Genomic DNA, 14,977 nt, shown 5'->3' on the forward strand with positions numbered 1-14,977 from the left:
ATCCTGCAATCCAGCCCGTGCTAGCATGTCGCGCAGATTTGGAGGACCCATGGTCGAACACGATTTCCGCTACACCCTGATGAACCCGCAACACACCCTCACCGAATGCCGCGCCCTCGTACCGGGCCGCTATCAGGTCACCGGCAACGGTGGCTCGATCCGCAACGGTGACGTCCTGTTGGTCACCCTCAAAGGCAGCAAGGACTTGTCCATGCGCCTGACCGTCGACACCGTGCGCCACCTGATCAATCCGCCGGGCCAATGGACCGCGATGACCACCGGTCCGGTCTTCGGCGAACTGGCGATCCACACCTGGCAGGTCAACTGCGACAGCTGCGCCAAAGAGCTGAACTTCGAGTTCGCGGTGGACGCCAAGCTGGGCAAGACCGCCGAGAAACCGGCCGCCACGGCGCGCATCGCCGAGCTGGGCTGGAAAGCCGTCGGCGACAAGCACCTGTGCCCGAAATGCCAGGAGCCTGCGTGATGAAACGCCTTGCCCTGCCGCTGCTGGTCGGTGCCGCTCTGGTGGGCTGCGCCGCAGAGCCTGTGCAATTGCAGCAAAATCGCAGCTACATTCTGGAGTGGATCGGCGAGCGGCCATTGATGGATTACAGCCATCTGACCGTGACCCTCGGTGACGATGGCCGCGCATACGGCAATGGCGGCTGCAACCACTGGTTCGCACCGTACACCCTCGAGGGTGACAAGCTGAGCTTCGGCCCGATCGGCAAGACCCGCAAACTCTGCGCCCCGGCGCTGATGGAGCAGGAACAACGCTTCCTGCAGGCGCTGCAAGGCGTTGAGCGCTGGGATATCTCGCCGATCGAGCAGATGCGCTTCTGGCCGGCCGAAGGCAAGCCGTTGCGTTGGTGGCTGGAAGAGGGTTAACCCTCAAGAACGCCAAACCCTCACCCTAACCCTCTCCCAAAGGGAGAGGGAACTGATTGGGGGGTTCTGAAAGTGTGCGCCGACTTGAAGGATCTTCGCTGAATCCATAATCGACACGATCTTCCAGGTCGATGGAAGCGCCTGACACCTCGGTCAGCTCCCTCTCCTTCTGGGAGAGGGCTGGGGTGAGGGTTGCTCTTTAGAGGCAGCTCACTTTGTCGCCTGCAACGCCTCCAGCTTGGCCATCACCCCCGCCGCCGTCTGCTCGCCCATCAACTGCTCACGCACCTTGCCCTTGTTGTCGATGATGTAAGTCACCGGCAAGGCCTCACTGCGCGGCAGGTCGAACAGGTCGGCCGGATCCTGCGCCAGCACGGTGAACTTGATGCCCAGCTTCTCGCTGGCGCTCTTCAGGTCTTCACCCTGCACGTTGTCGAAGTTGACCCCGAACACGCCGATGTTCTTGCTCTTGAGTTCGTCAGCCAAATGATTGAGCTCAGGAATTTCCGTGCGGCACGGGCCACACCATTCGGCCCAGTAATTGATGACTACCCATTGTTTGTCCAGACGCTCGGACGCAACCTTCTGACCATTCTGGTCAATGCCGTAGTCATTGCCGCAGCCCCCCAGCATCAACGCCCCGATTATCGTCAATGCCGCTGCCAATCGCCGTGTCATGTCATGTTCCCTGGTCAAAAATTGAATGCGCCTGCGACCCATCGCCTCTGAAGGTTCTGGATTGCGCGCTGCACAGTTAGAATAGCCGCCACTTTACGCCAGAAGCGACCCGCCATGACCGATCTGACGCTTTATCACAATCCGCGCTGCTCGAAATCCCGCGGCGCGCTGGAACTTCTCGAGGCCCGTGGCCTGACCCCGAACGTGGTGCGTTACCTCGAAACCCCGCTGAATGCGGTGCAAATCAAGGCACTGCTCGGCAAGCTCGGGATCAGCGCGCGTCAGTTGCTGCGCAACGGAGAAGATGAATACAAAATGCTTCAGCTGGCTGACGAAAGCCTCAGCGAAGCGCAATTGATCGACGCCATCGCCCAGCATCCAAAACTGATGGAACGACCGATTCTCGAAGTCGGCGACAAGGCTGTGATCGGTCGTCCGCCGGAAAATGTGCTGGAGCTGCTGCCGTGAGCGCGCCGTACATTCTGGTTCTGTATTACAGCCGCAACGGCTCGACCAACGAGATGGCCCGGCAGATCGCCCGCGGTGTCGAACAGGCCGGTCTCGAAGCGCGCCTGCGTACCGTACCGGCGATTTCCAGCGAGTGTGAGGCGGTCGCCCCGGACATCCCGGAAGACGGTGCGCTCTACGCCACCCTCGATGACCTGAAGAACTGCGCCGGCCTCGCCCTTGGCAGCCCGACGCGTTTCGGCAACATGGCCGCGCCGCTCAAGTACTTCCTCGACGGCACCAGCAACCTGTGGCTGACCGGCGCTCTGGTGGGTAAACCGGCCGGCGTCTTCACCTCCACCGCCAGCCTGCACGGTGGCCAGGAAACCACCCTGCTGTCGATGATGCTGCCGCTGTTGCACCACGGCATGCTGATCACCGGCCTGCCGTACAGCGAGTCGGCGCTGCTGGAAACCCAGGGCGGCGGTACGCCGTATGGCGCCAGTCATCACGCCGGGGCCGATGGCAAAAAAGGTCTCGATCAGCACGAGATGGCGCTGTGTCGCGCACTCGGCGCACGCCTGGCCAAGACCGCGCAAAAACTGGAGGGCTAAGGGTGGCGAAGAAGCCGAAAGTCCTGCCCTCCGTCGAGTGGCTCGAACCCCGCGTCAAGGCGATGCGGATCGTCAGCCTGTTGTGCTTCTTCGGCCTCGCCGGGCTGCTTGCCGCTTACTACCTGGTGTTCGCCGACCTGCACGGCGCCCGACCGTGGGTGATCCTGCTGGTCGAGCTGATCCCGTGGCTGATCCTCGCGCCGGGCATGCTGATGGGCAACGCGCGTGCGCACTCGTGGATGTGCTTTGTGGTGAATCTGTATTTCATCAAGGGCGCACTGGCAGCGTATGACCCGAACCGGCAACTGTTTGGCGTGCTGGAGATGGCCGCGAGCCTGGCGCTGTTCTGCTCGGCGCTGCTGTATGTGCGGTGGCGGTATCAGTTGAATCGCAAGCTGGCGGGTGAAGGCGAGATTTCCGTCGCCTGAGCTGACGCCTTCGCGAGCAAGCTCGCTCCCACAGTTTTTGTGTCGATCACAATATTGTGTTTCAACAAGAATCCTGTGGGAGCGGGCTTGCTCGCGAATGGGGCGATGCGGTCTTAATGGTTGACGGTGTACGCCAGCATCATCGAAATCTGGCTCATCGGCCGCCCGCCACTCTGTTCATGCCACTGATTGAACGCGTTCTGCACAATCGCCAGATCGCGCAGGCTGGTCGGCGCCTTGTCGACGATCTTCTGTGCATTCAGCGCCGCGACCACGTCGTAGCTCGGCACGAACGTGTCCTTGCCGACCATGCGCAGGAAGCGCGGCGCCGACAGCCCGCCCAACTGACTCCCGTGCTTTTTCAGGTAGGTCCACAGACCGACGATATCGGTCACCGGCCAGTCGGCGATCAGCGCGCCGAAACTGCCCTTGTCCTTTTCCACATCGAGGATGAACTGGGCATTGCGCGGCACGCTCTTGAGCTTGCCCAGGTGGCGAATGATTCGCGCGTCCTGCATCAGGCGTTCGAGGTGTTCGGCGCTCATCAGCACGACTTTTTCCGGGTCGAACCTGAAGAACACTTCTTCGAAGGCCGGCCACTTGGCGTCCACCAGGCTGTGCTTCAGACCAGCGCGAAACACGCGCAGGGCCATGGTCGAGAGGTAACGATCGTCGCTGATCTTGCGCAATTGCGCGGGAGTCTTGGGAACGGGCAGATGGGCTTCCAGTTCAGCCGCCGAACCGAAGCGGTTCAGACAGTATTCGTGCAGCCACTTGTAATCGCGCATGCCCTCTCCTATTGAATGAAACAAAAAACCAATGTGGGAGCGGGCTTGCTCGCGAAGACTGAGTGTCAGTCGGCGCATATAGCGACTGATACACCGCCTTCGCGAGCAAGCCCGCTCCCACAGGGACAGTGTTTACAGATTGACCACGTTGACGAAGCGCGAAGCCGCGGTCTCGTCGATCTTCAGGCTGGTGAAGTCGAACAGGTTGCGGTCGGCCAGTTGCGACGGCACCACGTTCTGCAGACTGCGGAAGATGCTTTCAGTTCGGCCCGGAGTCTTGCGCTCCCAGTCCTGAAGCATTTCCTTGACCACCTGACGCTGCAGGTTTTCCTGCGAACCGCAGAGGTTGCACGGGATGATCGGAAATTCCTTGAAGTCCGAGTAAGCCTGAATGTCTTTCTCGTTGCAGTAGGCCAGCGGGCGGATCACCACGTTACGCCCGTCGTCGGCGCGCAGCTTCGGCGGCATCGCCTTGAGGGTGCCGTTGAAGAACATGTTGAGGAAGAACGTCTCGACGATGTCGTCACGGTGGTGACCGAGGGCCATCTTGGTCGCGCCGATTTCGTCGGCGAAGGTGTACAGCGTGCCGCGACGCAGGCGCGAGCACAGCGAGCAGGTGGTCTTGCCTTCCGGCACCAGCTCCTTGACCACCGAGTAGGTGTCCTTCTCGACGATGTGGTACTCGACGCCCAGCTCTTTCAGGTAGGCCGGCAGTACGTGCTCGGGGAAACCCGGCTGCTTCTGGTCCATGTTCACTGCGACGATCTCGAACTTGATCGGTGCAACCTTCTGCAGGTGCAGCAGCACGTCGAGCATGGTGTAGCTGTCTTTGCCCCCGGACAGGCAGACCATGACCTTGTCGCCGTCTTCGATCATGTTGAAATCGGCGACCGCTTCGCCGGCCAGGCGGCGCAGGCGCTTTTGCAGTTTGTTCTGGTTGACCGTAAGAGTGCCCATGACGCGAAATCCGTGAGGTGTGACGAAAGGCGGGCATTTTACGCAAAAACCCGGGGAGCGCGAAGGGCCGTGGGTCTGTCACTTTCAACCGATCCCCTGTGGCGAGCGAGCTTGCTCCCGCTGGGGTGCGAAGCGCCCCCAAACCTGCAGCCGCTATTTTCCTGACGCACCGAACCGCAAGGATTGGCGACTGCTGCGCAGCCGAGCGGGAGCAAGCTCCCTCGCCACAGAGTCGATCCGGCCTCGAATGTGCAAGACCCTGCCGCGATTACACCCCGTGTTTACAGCGCAATTTGCTCTAAGCCCCTAGTCCCTGTGCGGTTAAGACCTTTCTATACTGCGACATAAGGTCGCACACATCTGAAGACCTGAATTTGCTCGGCCACCTTTGGCCCGTAGGCGCTCCGCTGGGGGGCGATGGCAATAACAAGAGGAGTGACTGGCATGATCCATCACGTAGTGGGACTTTTTACCCACCCCGATCAGGAATGGAAGGAAATCCGTGGCGACCAAGAGGAAAGCATCAGCCACATGTACCTGACACACACGCTGATCCTGGCGGCGATTCCGGCGGTTTCGGCGTTTATCGGCACCACTCAGGTCGGCTGGGTGATCGGCAATCGCGCACCGGTGATGCTCACCGTCGAAAGTGCGATCTGGATGACCGTGATGTCGTACCTGGCGATGCTCGGCGGGGTCGCGGTGATGGGCGCGTTCGTGCACTGGATGGCCCGCACCTATGACGCCAACCCGAGTCTGGCCCGTTGCGTGGCATTCGCCACCTACACCGCGACACCGTTGTTCGTCGGCGGATTGGCGGCGCTGTATCCGCACATGTGGCTGGGAATGATCGTCGGCACGGCGGCCATCTGCTACACGGTGTATCTGCTGTACGTGGGGCTGCCAACGTTCATGAACATTCCGTCGGACGAAGGCTTCCTGTTTTCCAGCTCAGTGCTGGCGGTGGGTCTGGTGGTGCTGGTGGCCATCATGGCGTTCACCGTGATTGTCTGGGGCCTCGGCGTGGGGCCGGTGTATACCAACTGACAAGCTTCACCCCCGAGAAAAACAAGATCTGCCAATACAGGCCGCCGCAAGGCGGCCTTCTCGTTTGGCGGATGACCATTCGGCAGGTCAGCGATTCGCAAGTCAGGAACGTTGCGGCATACTCGACGCCTCTGGAGATCCATCAAGCATGCCCGAGCAACTCAATACCCGCGTCGAAGACTGTTACCAACTCGCTGAAGCCTTTTTCAAACGTCATTTCCAACGCCCCGTCGTCAGCCTCAAGCTGCGCGGGCAAAAAGCCGGTGTCGCGCATCTGCACGAGAACCTGCTGCGCTTCAACCCGCAGCTGTACCGGGAAAACACCGAACACTTCCTCAAGCAGACCGTGGCCCACGAAGTCGCGCACCTGATCGCCCATCAACTGTTCGGCGACCGCATCCAGCCGCACGGCGAGGAGTGGCAACTGATCATGCGCGGGGTTTACGAGCTGCCGCCGGATCGCTGCCACACCTACGCAATCAAACGCCGCAGCGTGACCCGCTACATTTACAAATGCCCGTGCGCCGACAGTGATTTTCCGTTTTCGGCGCAGCGTCATAGCCTGGTGCGCCAGGGGCGACGGTATTTATGCCGTAGATGCCGCAACACTTTGGTGTTCAGTGGTGAGATGCGGGTGGAATAGCCGGTTTGGTGTTGTCGCCGCCGACGCCTTCGCGAGCAAGCCCGCTCCCACATTTTGAAATGCATTCCCCTGTGGGAGCGGGCTTGCTCGCGAAAGGGCCGGCACAGACGCTAGAGAATCACCTTGGCACGCCGCAACTCGGCAATCCGCTCAGCATCAAACCCCAACTCCCCCAACACCTGCTCAGTATGCTGTCCCAACCCTGCGCCGACATGCCGCGGCGCCGGCAGCGCTTCGGAGAACTTCAGCGGACAGGCGATCTGCGCCTGGGTCGTGCCATCGCCACGCGGCACCTGGGTCACCAGTTCACGCGCCTGCAACTGCGGATGCTGCACCGCCTCGCTCAGGTTCAAGACCGGTTCGACACAGGCATCGACCTCGGCAAACAACGCGCGCAGCTCGGCAAAGTCGTGCTTCTCGAATTCGACTTTCAACGCATCCTTCAATAACCGTTGCTGCTCGGGTTTCGGCGACAAGCCATGCGCCGCCAGCTCCGGCCGGCTCAACGCCGTACACAGCTGCTGCATGAACCCCGGTTCCAGACTGCCTACTGACAACCAGCGCCCGTCGCGCGAGCGGTAGTAGTCGTAGAAGCTGCCGCCATTGAGCATCTGCTCTTCCCAATGCGGTTCGTCGCCACAGGCCAGATAGCCGGCACCGGCCATGGCATTCAGGCTGAAGGCGCAATCGGTCATGCTCACGTCCAGATGCGTGCCCTGCCCGGTCTGCTGCCGGGCGATGACCGCCGCCAGCAGGCCGATCACCCCGTGCAACGATCCGCCCGCCACATCCGCCACCTGCATGCCCAGCGGCAACGGCCCGCTGTCGGCGCGGCCGGTGTAACTGGACAGACCGGCCAGGGCGAGGTAGTTGATGTCATGTCCGGCGCGATCCTTGTACGGCCCGGTCTGGCCGTAGCCGGTGATCGACACGTAAATCAGCTTCGGGTTGATCGCCTTCAGCGCCTCATAACCCAGGCCCAGACGCTCCATTACACCGGGGCGGAACTGCTCGAGGACAATGTCGTAGTCGGCCAGCAACTGCCTGACCACCTCCAGCGCCTCAGGCTGTTTGAGATCCAGCGCCAGACTGCGCTTGTTGCGGTTGAGGTAAGCGTGGCTGGCGGACACACCTTGATCATGCGGCGGCAGCATCCGCAGCAGGTCCATGCGCGTCGGTGATTCAATGCGCAGCACCTCGGCGCCCATGTCCGCCAGCAACAGCGAGGCGAACGGCCCTGGCAGCAGGGTCGAGAAATCCAGAATCTTCAGTGAGGCCAGCGGCGCGGACATGGGCGATCTCCTTGGGCGATGCACCCAGCCTAGGCAGCGCTGCCGCGCACGGCAATCACCGGATGCATCAGCGGCAGTGACCGTAATGCTCAAATCGCAGGCAATAAAAAACCCCTGTAGCGAGGGGATTCATCCCCGATGGACTGCGCAGCAGTCCCCTTCTACGTAAGAAGGGGCCGCTTCGCGACACATCGGGGATGAATCCCCTCACCACAAGGGCTCTCAGACTCCAGCATTACACTGGAGCCAATTCAGATTACTTGACGTTGCTCGGAGTAGCACCTTCAGCCACACCCAGGTCATCTTCCGGACGGGTATCGGCGATACCGCGACCGCCCGAAGCCAGCTCGGATTGCAGCACGTTGGTGTCCAGCTCTTTCACCCACTTGGCAACCACGATGGTCGCCACGGCGTTGCCGACCAGATTGGTCAGGGCGCGGGCTTCGGACATGAAGCGGTCGATACCGAGGATCAGCGCCAGACCGGCCACCGGCAGGTGACCGACCGCCGACAGAGTGGCGGCCAGCACGATGAAGCCCGAACCGGTCACACCGGCGGCACCTTTGGAAGACAGCAGCAACACCACCAGCAGAGTGATCTGATGGGTGATGTCCATGTGCGTGTCGGTGGCCTGAGCAATGAACACTGCAGCCATGGTCAGGTAGATCGCGGTACCGTCGAGGTTGAACGAGTAACCGGTCGGGATCACCAGACCCACGACAGATTTCTTCGCGCCCAGACGCTCCATCTTGATCAGCATGCGTGGCAGTACCGATTCCGAAGACGAGGTACCCAGTACGATCAGCAGCTCTTCACGGATGTAGCGGATCATCTTCAGCACGCTGAAGCCGTGCATGCGGGCGATGGCACCCAGCACGATCAGGATGAAGGCCAGGCAGGTGATGTAGAAGCAGGCCATCAGTTGACCCAACTGCACCAGCGAACCGACACCGTAAGCACCGATGGTGAACGCCATCGCGCCGAAGGCACCGATTGGTGCGAGCTTCATGATCATGTTGATGATGTTGAACATCACGTGGGCGAAGCGATCGATGAAATCGAGGATCGGACGGCCATAGTCACCCAGGCGATGCAGGGCGAAACCGAAGATCACCGAGAACATCAGCACTTGCAGGATGTCACCAGTGGCGAACGCGCCGACGATGGTGGTCGGGATCACGTTGAGCAGGAAGCCGACAACGCTCTGGTCTGCACCTTGCTGCACGTAGGTCGCGACTTTCGAGGCGTCGAGGGTGCTGACGTCGATGTGCATGCCGTTGCCCGGCTGCACGATGTTGACCACGATCAGGCCGACCAGCAGGGCGATGGTCGAAACGATTTCGAAGTACAGGAGTGCATAACCGCCGGTCTTGCCGACCGACTTCATGCTTTGCATGCCAGCGATGCCGCTGACCACGGTGCAGAAGATGATCGGGGCGATGATCATTTTGATCAGCTTGATGAACCCGTCACCCAGTGGCTTTACCGCCACACCGAACTGCGGGTAGTAGTGACCAAGGGCAATACCGATGATGATCGCGACGATCACCTGGAAATACAGGGATTTGTACAGTGGCTGACGAGTCGTCATTGCAAGTGTCCTCAAGCGTCCCGCGGGCAACATCCATCTGTTGGGCGCAGAACCTGAATTGCGAACCCTCCTGCACTGGAGGGATTTGTTGTTCGAGCGGCGTTTTTCCCGCGGGATAGACGCACACTTCTGTCGCTCTTATCGCAAACGCCGTGCCACTTTGGTGCAATTCGCTGCAAGCCTTTTGATATCAGGGGATGCAGAGTATTTTTTGTCACTGCCCGGTGACGCCAGTGTGGCGGATTTCCGCCAAGTCAGCGGCTCTCGTCCTACAATTTGGCGGAAATCCGCCTTGTTGCCCTGCGCATGCCCCGGCTACCATCCGGCGCTTGAGGAAGGATCTGCCGCTTATGCGCGAACGTACCATCGCCAGTCATTTCGCCCGCGCCGCCCTCGGTGGCGCGCGCCGTTCGGGGTTCGACTATGCGCCGCTGCTGCAGCAACTGGGCATCAGTCCCGAGTTGCTCGATGAACCTCGGGCGCGAATTGCACCGGAGCAATTCACCCAACTGATCCAGAGCCTGTGGCTGGCGCTGGATGATGAGTACCTGGGCTTCGGCAACGTACCGAGCAAACCCGGCAGCTTCGCGATGATGTGCCACGCCCTGATCCACTGCCGCAACCTGGAGAAGGCACTGCAACGCGGTTTACTGTTTTATAGCCTATTCCCGGGAGCCCCGCGCCTGGACCTGAGCCGCGAAGACGAATGGGTGCGCCTGAGCCTCGATGATTCGCAGTTATGGGACCCGGATCACTTTCTCAGCGAGAGCCTGCTGGTGATCTGGCATCGCCTCGGCAGCTGGCTGATCGGCCAGCGGATTCGTCTGGAGCAGGCCACCTTCAGTTATCCGAAACCGGCGCACGGTGCCGAGTACGACCTGCTGTTCCCTTGCCCGCTGGTGTTTTGCGCCCAGCAAAGCAGCCTGTTGTTCCACAGTCGCTATCTGTCGATGCCGCTGTTGCAGGACGAACGCACCCTCAAGCACTTTCTCGAACGCTCACCCGCCGACCTGCTATCGCGCCCGGACGACGGCGACAGCCTCAGCAGTCGCCTGCGCCGCTTGCTCAGCCGCGACAGTGCGCAGTGGCCGGACCTCGAAGCGGTGGCCGCGCAGCTGCACATCAGCCCGCAAACCCTGCGTCGGCATTTGCGTGAGGAAGGCAGCAGTTTTCAGGAATTGAAGGATCAGTTGCGCCGCGACATCGCGATCTATCATCTGGGACGGGCGGATCTGTCGTTGCAACAGATTGCCGAGCAGTTGGGATTTTCCGAGCCCTCGGCGTTTCATCGGGCGTTCAAGAAATGGACCGGGCTGACGCCGGGGGCGTATCGGGCGCAGGAGCAGTGAGGCTTTAACGTCAAAAGCCCCTCACCCTAACCCTCTCCCGGAGGGAGAGGGGACTGGATGGGGGAAGCTCGATAAATACGCCGACCTGAATGCTCTCTGCTGAATCCATATTCGAGGCAAATCACTCAGGTCGATCATTTTCTGGAGACACTTAGGTCAGTTCCCTCTACCTCTGGGAGAGGGCTAGGGTGAGGGCAACTTCCAATTAAACCGCAGGAAACTGAATCCTGAACGCCGCCCCGCCCATCGGCGAATCCCCGAGCATCAGCTTGGCGTTGTAGCTTTCGATGATGTCCTTGACCACCGCCAGCCCGATGCCCTGCCCCGGGTGCTGACGATCCAGACGCTCACCACGCTCGAGGATCCGCGCGCGCTGATTCGGCGGCACACCGGGGCCGTCGTCCTCAATGCACAGCTCGATGCCGGTGAGGCTCTCGCGCACGCTGATGCGCACTTCACCCAGGCACAGGCGATAGGCGTTTTCCAGCAGGTTGCCCATCATCTCCAGCAGCGCGCCCTGCTCGATCGGCACGTAACAGTGCTCCGGCAGATCGAAGGCCACCCGCACGTGTTTGTCGCGGTAGACCTTGTCGAGGGTGTCGCACAGGCTTTTGAGCACCGGTTGCAGCCGCACCTGGTGGCGCACCAGACCACTTTTGCGCAAGCTGGCGCGTTGCAGTTGATAGCTGATCTGCTGACTCATGCGCTCGATCTGGGTTTGCAGCACCCAGGCTTGATCGCGATCTTCCGGGCGTTGGGCCATGTCTTCACTGACGCCTTGCAGTACCGCCAACGGGGTTTTCAGGCTGTGCGCCAGATCATCGAGGGAGTCACGGTAGCGGCTGCGCTGCTGGCGCTCACTGTGCAGCAAACGGTTGAGCGAGCCGGTCAGGCGCAGCAGTTCGCGCGGGTGTTGTTCGCTGAGGCTTTCGCGAGTGCCGCTTTCGATTTCGTCGAGCTCCTGACTCAACCGGCGCAAGGCTTTCAAACTCCAGGTCAGGCCAATCCACAACAGCGCAAGCAAGACAAACAGTGCAGCACCAAAGCCCAGATAAAGGTTGTCGCGCAGGCCTTCGAGCGTCGATTCGTACTCGTGCACCGGTTGCAGGGTCACAAAGCTGAATGCCGCACTCTTGCCCCCGAGCAACTTGACTTCGACGTCGTAGACAAAAAATTCCTGACCGCTGGCCTGGCGAATCCGCGCGAACTCATTGCCCATGCCGTCGTAACGCGGCTTGTAGTTGATCTGCCCTTCTTCTGTGCCCTTGGAGCGCCAGACCAGATGCCCCTCGCGATCATAGATGTAGCCCAGCAGACGCCCGTCAGTAAGGTTGAATCGCTCGTCAGGCAACTGCGCCGGCATCTGCAGGCGACCGTTCTCGATACGTGCCGCCGAAATCAGCGTGGTCACATCCGAGGCCAGGCGCTGCTCGATCGAGTCCTGCAATGCCAGGCTGAACGCGCCTTGCATGGCCGGCAGCAAGCCAAGCATGAACAACACCGCCAACGTGGTGGCGGCGAGCATCAAGCGAACGCGTAGAGAACGAATCAAGTGCAGCGCTCATTGAACAGGTAGCCAAGACCGCGCACGGTGTCGATCGGCTTGAACCCGCCCGGTCCTTCGAGCTTGCGGCGCAGACGGCCGACCAGCACTTCGATCACGTTCGGATCACGCTCGTCGTCATCCGGATAGAGCTGCTCCATCAGGCGATCCTTGGGCACCACTTGCTGGTGGTGGCGCATCAGGTATTCGAGGATGCGGTATTCGTAGGCAGTCAGCGCCAGCGGCTCTTCATCCAGCGATGCCTGCTTGCGATTGAGGTCCAGCAACAGCGGTCCGGCGACGATGGTGGACTGGGTGAAGCCGCTGGAGCGACGCAGCAAGGCGTTGAGTCGCGCCTCGAGTTCTTCGAACTGGAACGGCTTGACCACGTAGTCGTCGGCACCGGCAGCGAGGCCTTCGACCTTGTCTTGCCAGTTGCCGCGCGCGGTGAGGATCAGGATCGGAAACGTCTTGCCGCTGGAACGCAACTGGCGGATCAGGTCCAGACCGCCCATGCCCGGCAGACCGAGGTCAATCACCGCCAGATCGAAGTTGAACTGCCCGGTCTGGTACAGCGCCTCTTCGGCATTGGCCACGGACTCGACCACGTGACCGCTCTCCGTGAGGCGGGTTTGCAGGTGATGGCGCAACAGCGCTTCATCTTCGACGACCAACAGTTTCATAAAGCTCTCCCGGGCAAATCAAAAAGCTCCAACGTCAACAGCATACTTGTGAGGGCGAGTCTGCTCGCGAAGGCGACGGCACAGGCGACAACTTTCTCATTGCTGTTCGATAGGCTGCAAGGTTAGCAAGCCGCCCCTGTACCTGCCCTGAACACTCGGTGAACCTGCACTGAATCAAATCGACTAGGCTGTCCTGACCACTTTCGATAAGGAGACCGACCATGCGCCTGTTCCTCGCCCTCGCCTTGCTCACCGCCAGCAGTCTGGCCAACGCCGCGATCAAGACTCAGGAGATTCCCTACCAGAGTGCCGACGGCACCAAGCTGATCGGCTACTACGCCTATGACGACGCGATCAAGGGCAAACGCCCTGGAGTCGTCGTGGTGCATGAATGGTGGGGCCTTAACGATTACGCCAAACGTCGCGCCCGCGATCTCGCCGAACTGGGCTACAGCGCGCTGGCGATCGACATGTACGGCGAAGGCAAGAACACTGAGCACCCGAAAGATGCGATGGCGTTCATGCAAGCCGCGACCCAGGATGCCGCGGCCTCCAGCAAACGTTTCGAGGCCGGGTTGAACCTGCTGAAAAAGCAGCCGCAGACCGACGTCAATAAAATCGGCGCCATCGGTTACTGCTTCGGCGGTGGCGTGGTGCTCAACGCCGCGCGTCAGGGCGAGCCGCTGGCGGGCGTGGTGAGTTTCCACGGTGCGCTGGCGACCACCACCCCGGCGACGCCCGGCAGTGTGAAGGCAAAGGTTCTGGTCGAGCACGGTGCGCTGGACAGCATGGTCACCCCGGACAACGTCACCGCATTCAAATCCGAGATGGACAAGGCCGGCGCCGACTACACATTCGTCAGCCTCGACGGCGCCAAGCATGGTTTCACCAATCCGGATGCCGATCGTTTGAGCCACGGCGATCATGGTGGCCCGGATATCGGTTACAACAAGGCGGCCGATGAAAAATCCTGGGCGGACATGAAGGCGTTCTTCCAGAAAATCTTTGGCTGACATTGCCCCTGTGGCGAGGGAGCTTGCTCCCGCTCGGCGGCGAAGCCGTCGCAAAAACATGCCGACGCGGTTTACCTGACAGACCTCGTCCACAGATTTGGGGGGCTTTGCCCCCAACGGGAGCAAGCTCCCTCGCCACAAAAGTGTGCAGCCTCTACCCAGTCGTGGCTTCAACCGGCAAAATGCCCGCCATGAATTCCAGCCCGCCCCTCCCCACCTGCTGCACCGCGCTCGACGCTCACTGGCCGTTGCCCAGCGTGCTGCCCGAGACCGTCCTACTGAGCACCCGTTTCGACCCGAAACAATTGCTCGGCGACGACTTCCAGCGCAGCGCCATCGAGCCGCCGCCGAGCATTCAGCGCTCGGTGGCCAAACGGCAGGCCGAGTTTCTTGCCGGGCGAATCTGCGCCCGGGCTGCGCTGCAGCAACTGGAAGGCTCAAGCGTGATTCCGGCGATTGGCGAAGACCGCGCACCGGTGTGGCCGGCGCACATCTGCGGCTCGATCACTCACAGCACCGGACACGCGGCGGCGATTGTCGCCAACAAGCGGCACTGGCGCGGCTTGGGCATGGATCTGGAAAACCTGCTCGAGACCGAGCGCGCCGAACGCCTGGCCGGGGAGATTCTGACGCCGCCGGAGCTGCAACGCATGGCCGCCGGTGCGCGGGAACAACTGGCGTTGTGCGTGACCCTGACGTTTTCGGTGAAAGAGAGCCTGTTCAAGGCGCTGTACCCGATTGTGCAGAAGCGTTTCTACTTCGAGCACGCCGAGGTGCTGGAGTGGACGGAGCAGGGTCAGGTCCGGTTGCGTTTGCTGACTGACTTGTCTGGCGAATGGCGTCATGGCACCGAGCTGGAAGCGCAATTTGGGGTGCAGGATGGGCAGTTGTTGAGTCTGGTCAGCATTCCGGCCTGAGGATTTTTCAGCGACTGTTGCACCGCCTTCGCGAGCAAGCCCGCTCCCACAGGGGAATGCATTTCAAGGGTGGGAGCGGGCTTGCTCGCGAAGGCGCCA

General features: G+C 61.0%; 17 protein-coding genes. 10 read left to right on the plus strand and 7 right to left on the minus strand.

What is annotated here, in order from left to right; all coding sequences use genetic code 11:
- Nucleotides 1-49: 49 nt before the first annotated feature.
- Nucleotides 50-484, plus strand: coding sequence for a hypothetical protein (locus E4T63_RS20550; RefSeq protein WP_025112952.1), 435 nt, complete (start codon nucleotides 50-52; stop codon nucleotides 482-484).
- Entirely contained in the window at nucleotides 484-888 is a 405-nt protein-coding gene (locus E4T63_RS20555) for an META domain-containing protein (RefSeq protein WP_098965082.1), read from the plus strand. The genes E4T63_RS20550 and E4T63_RS20555 overlap by 1 nt, the downstream gene beginning before the upstream one ends.
- Before the next feature lie 210 nt (nucleotides 889-1,098).
- Here the strand turns inward: E4T63_RS20555 and E4T63_RS20560 are convergent, their stop codons facing one another.
- The gene (locus tag E4T63_RS20560) at nucleotides 1,099-1,566 is read right to left on the minus strand and encodes a TlpA disulfide reductase family protein (RefSeq protein WP_096796797.1); all 468 of its coding nucleotides are present in this window, start codon (nucleotides 1,564-1,566) and stop codon (nucleotides 1,099-1,101) included.
- Between the two features lie 114 nt (nucleotides 1,567-1,680).
- Here E4T63_RS20560 and arsC point away from each other — a divergent pair, with 114 nt between their 5' ends.
- Genes arsC through E4T63_RS20575 form a run of 3 tightly spaced genes read left to right on the plus strand, consistent with a single transcriptional unit; the run spans nucleotide 1,681 to nucleotide 3,055 of the window.
- Nucleotides 1,681-2,034 carry an arsenate reductase (glutaredoxin) gene (gene arsC, locus E4T63_RS20565; RefSeq protein WP_134787104.1) on the plus strand — a complete coding sequence of 118 codons (354 nt, stop codon included), beginning with the start codon at nucleotides 1,681-1,683 and terminating at the stop codon, nucleotides 2,032-2,034.
- A complete protein-coding gene (wrbA, locus tag E4T63_RS20570; RefSeq protein WP_115989123.1) occupies nucleotides 2,031-2,627 on the plus strand; it encodes an NAD(P)H:quinone oxidoreductase in 597 nt (198 codons plus the stop codon). Before arsC ends, wrbA begins: the two co-directional genes overlap by 4 nt.
- Nucleotides 2,628-2,629: 2 nt before the next feature.
- Nucleotides 2,630-3,055 (plus strand): DUF2069 domain-containing protein, encoded by a 426-nt coding sequence (locus E4T63_RS20575; protein WP_135296356.1) that lies wholly within the window; start codon nucleotides 2,630-2,632, stop codon nucleotides 3,053-3,055.
- Between the two features lie 113 nt (nucleotides 3,056-3,168).
- On the opposite strand, the gene E4T63_RS20580 is transcribed toward E4T63_RS20575, so the two are convergent.
- On the minus strand, nucleotides 3,169-3,843 hold the full coding sequence (locus tag E4T63_RS20580) for a DNA-3-methyladenine glycosylase I (protein ID WP_098965089.1): 675 nt from the start codon (nucleotides 3,841-3,843) through the stop codon (nucleotides 3,169-3,171).
- A gap of 132 nt (nucleotides 3,844-3,975) precedes the next feature.
- A complete protein-coding gene (gene ttcA, locus E4T63_RS20585; RefSeq protein WP_007968702.1) occupies nucleotides 3,976-4,800 on the minus strand; it encodes a tRNA 2-thiocytidine(32) synthetase TtcA in 825 nt (274 codons plus the stop codon).
- Nucleotides 4,801-5,244: 444 nt separating this feature from the next.
- Between ttcA and E4T63_RS20590 the strand changes: the two genes are divergently transcribed.
- Nucleotides 5,245-5,847 (plus strand): Yip1 family protein, encoded by a 603-nt coding sequence (locus E4T63_RS20590; RefSeq protein ID WP_007917515.1) that lies wholly within the window; start codon nucleotides 5,245-5,247, stop codon nucleotides 5,845-5,847.
- 148 nt (nucleotides 5,848-5,995) lie between these two features.
- Nucleotides 5,996-6,490, plus strand: a complete 495-nt coding sequence (locus E4T63_RS20595; protein ID WP_003227192.1) for a SprT family zinc-dependent metalloprotease — start codon at nucleotides 5,996-5,998, stop codon at nucleotides 6,488-6,490.
- A gap of 110 nt (nucleotides 6,491-6,600) precedes the next feature.
- Here E4T63_RS20595 and E4T63_RS20600 read toward each other — a convergent pair whose 3' ends face one another.
- Together E4T63_RS20600 and E4T63_RS20605 are read right to left on the minus strand one after the other, a co-directional pair.
- Nucleotides 6,601-7,782, minus strand: a complete 1,182-nt coding sequence (locus E4T63_RS20600) for a CaiB/BaiF CoA transferase family protein (protein WP_135296357.1) — start codon at nucleotides 7,780-7,782, stop codon at nucleotides 6,601-6,603.
- 256 nt (nucleotides 7,783-8,038) lie between these two features.
- Nucleotides 8,039-9,373 carry a dicarboxylate/amino acid:cation symporter gene (locus tag E4T63_RS20605; protein ID WP_135296358.1) on the minus strand — a complete coding sequence of 445 codons (1,335 nt, stop codon included), beginning with the start codon at nucleotides 9,371-9,373 and terminating at the stop codon, nucleotides 8,039-8,041.
- Between the two features lie 350 nt (nucleotides 9,374-9,723).
- Here E4T63_RS20605 and E4T63_RS20610 point away from each other — a divergent pair, with 350 nt between their 5' ends.
- A complete protein-coding gene (locus tag E4T63_RS20610; RefSeq protein ID WP_135296359.1) occupies nucleotides 9,724-10,722 on the plus strand; it encodes an AraC family transcriptional regulator in 999 nt (332 codons plus the stop codon).
- Between the two features lie 205 nt (nucleotides 10,723-10,927).
- Here the strand turns inward: E4T63_RS20610 and E4T63_RS20615 are convergent, their stop codons facing one another.
- On the minus strand, nucleotides 10,928-12,274 hold the full coding sequence (locus E4T63_RS20615; RefSeq protein ID WP_098965094.1) for an ATP-binding protein: 1,347 nt from the start codon (nucleotides 12,272-12,274) through the stop codon (nucleotides 10,928-10,930).
- Nucleotides 12,271-12,948, minus strand: a complete 678-nt coding sequence (locus tag E4T63_RS20620; RefSeq protein WP_098965096.1) for a response regulator transcription factor — start codon at nucleotides 12,946-12,948, stop codon at nucleotides 12,271-12,273. The genes E4T63_RS20615 and E4T63_RS20620 overlap by 4 nt, the downstream gene beginning before the upstream one ends.
- 221 nt (nucleotides 12,949-13,169) lie before the next feature.
- On the opposite strand from E4T63_RS20620, the gene E4T63_RS20625 reads away from it, so the two are divergent.
- Nucleotides 13,170-13,961 carry a dienelactone hydrolase family protein gene (locus E4T63_RS20625; RefSeq protein ID WP_135296360.1) on the plus strand — a complete coding sequence of 264 codons (792 nt, stop codon included), beginning with the start codon at nucleotides 13,170-13,172 and terminating at the stop codon, nucleotides 13,959-13,961.
- 191 nt (nucleotides 13,962-14,152) lie between these two features.
- The gene (locus E4T63_RS20630; protein WP_135296361.1) at nucleotides 14,153-14,878 is read left to right on the plus strand and encodes a 4'-phosphopantetheinyl transferase family protein; all 726 of its coding nucleotides are present in this window, start codon (nucleotides 14,153-14,155) and stop codon (nucleotides 14,876-14,878) included.
- Nucleotides 14,879-14,977: the final 99 nt, after the last annotated feature.

Source organism: Pseudomonas fluorescens, from assembly GCF_004683905.1.
GTDB lineage: Bacteria > Pseudomonadota > Gammaproteobacteria > Pseudomonadales > Pseudomonadaceae > Aquipseudomonas > Aquipseudomonas putida_A.

Coding starts and splice junctions, on each gene's coding strand:
- E4T63_RS20610 (WP_135296359.1), top strand. CDS start 9,724: ATGCGCGAACGTACCATCGCCAGTCATTTCGCCCGCGCCGCCCTCGGT.
- E4T63_RS20625 (WP_135296360.1), top strand. CDS start 13,170: ATGCGCCTGTTCCTCGCCCTCGCCTTGCTCACCGCCAGCAGTCTGGCC.
- E4T63_RS20595 (WP_003227192.1), top strand. CDS start 5,996: ATGCCCGAGCAACTCAATACCCGCGTCGAAGACTGTTACCAACTCGCT.
- E4T63_RS20550 (WP_025112952.1), top strand. CDS start 50: ATGGTCGAACACGATTTCCGCTACACCCTGATGAACCCGCAACACACC.
- E4T63_RS20590 (WP_007917515.1), top strand. CDS start 5,245: ATGATCCATCACGTAGTGGGACTTTTTACCCACCCCGATCAGGAATGG.
- E4T63_RS20560 (WP_096796797.1), bottom strand. CDS start 1,566: ATGACACGGCGATTGGCAGCGGCATTGACGATAATCGGGGCGTTGATG.
- E4T63_RS20620 (WP_098965096.1), bottom strand. CDS start 12,948: ATGAAACTGTTGGTCGTCGAAGATGAAGCGCTGTTGCGCCATCACCTG.
- E4T63_RS20605 (WP_135296358.1), bottom strand. CDS start 9,373: ATGACGACTCGTCAGCCACTGTACAAATCCCTGTATTTCCAGGTGATC.
- arsC (WP_134787104.1), top strand. CDS start 1,681: ATGACCGATCTGACGCTTTATCACAATCCGCGCTGCTCGAAATCCCGC.
- E4T63_RS20600 (WP_135296357.1), bottom strand. CDS start 7,782: ATGTCCGCGCCGCTGGCCTCACTGAAGATTCTGGATTTCTCGACCCTG.
- ttcA (WP_007968702.1), bottom strand. CDS start 4,800: ATGGGCACTCTTACGGTCAACCAGAACAAACTGCAAAAGCGCCTGCGC.
- E4T63_RS20580 (WP_098965089.1), bottom strand. CDS start 3,843: ATGCGCGATTACAAGTGGCTGCACGAATACTGTCTGAACCGCTTCGGT.
- E4T63_RS20630 (WP_135296361.1), top strand. CDS start 14,153: ATGAATTCCAGCCCGCCCCTCCCCACCTGCTGCACCGCGCTCGACGCT.
- E4T63_RS20555 (WP_098965082.1), top strand. CDS start 484: ATGAAACGCCTTGCCCTGCCGCTGCTGGTCGGTGCCGCTCTGGTGGGC.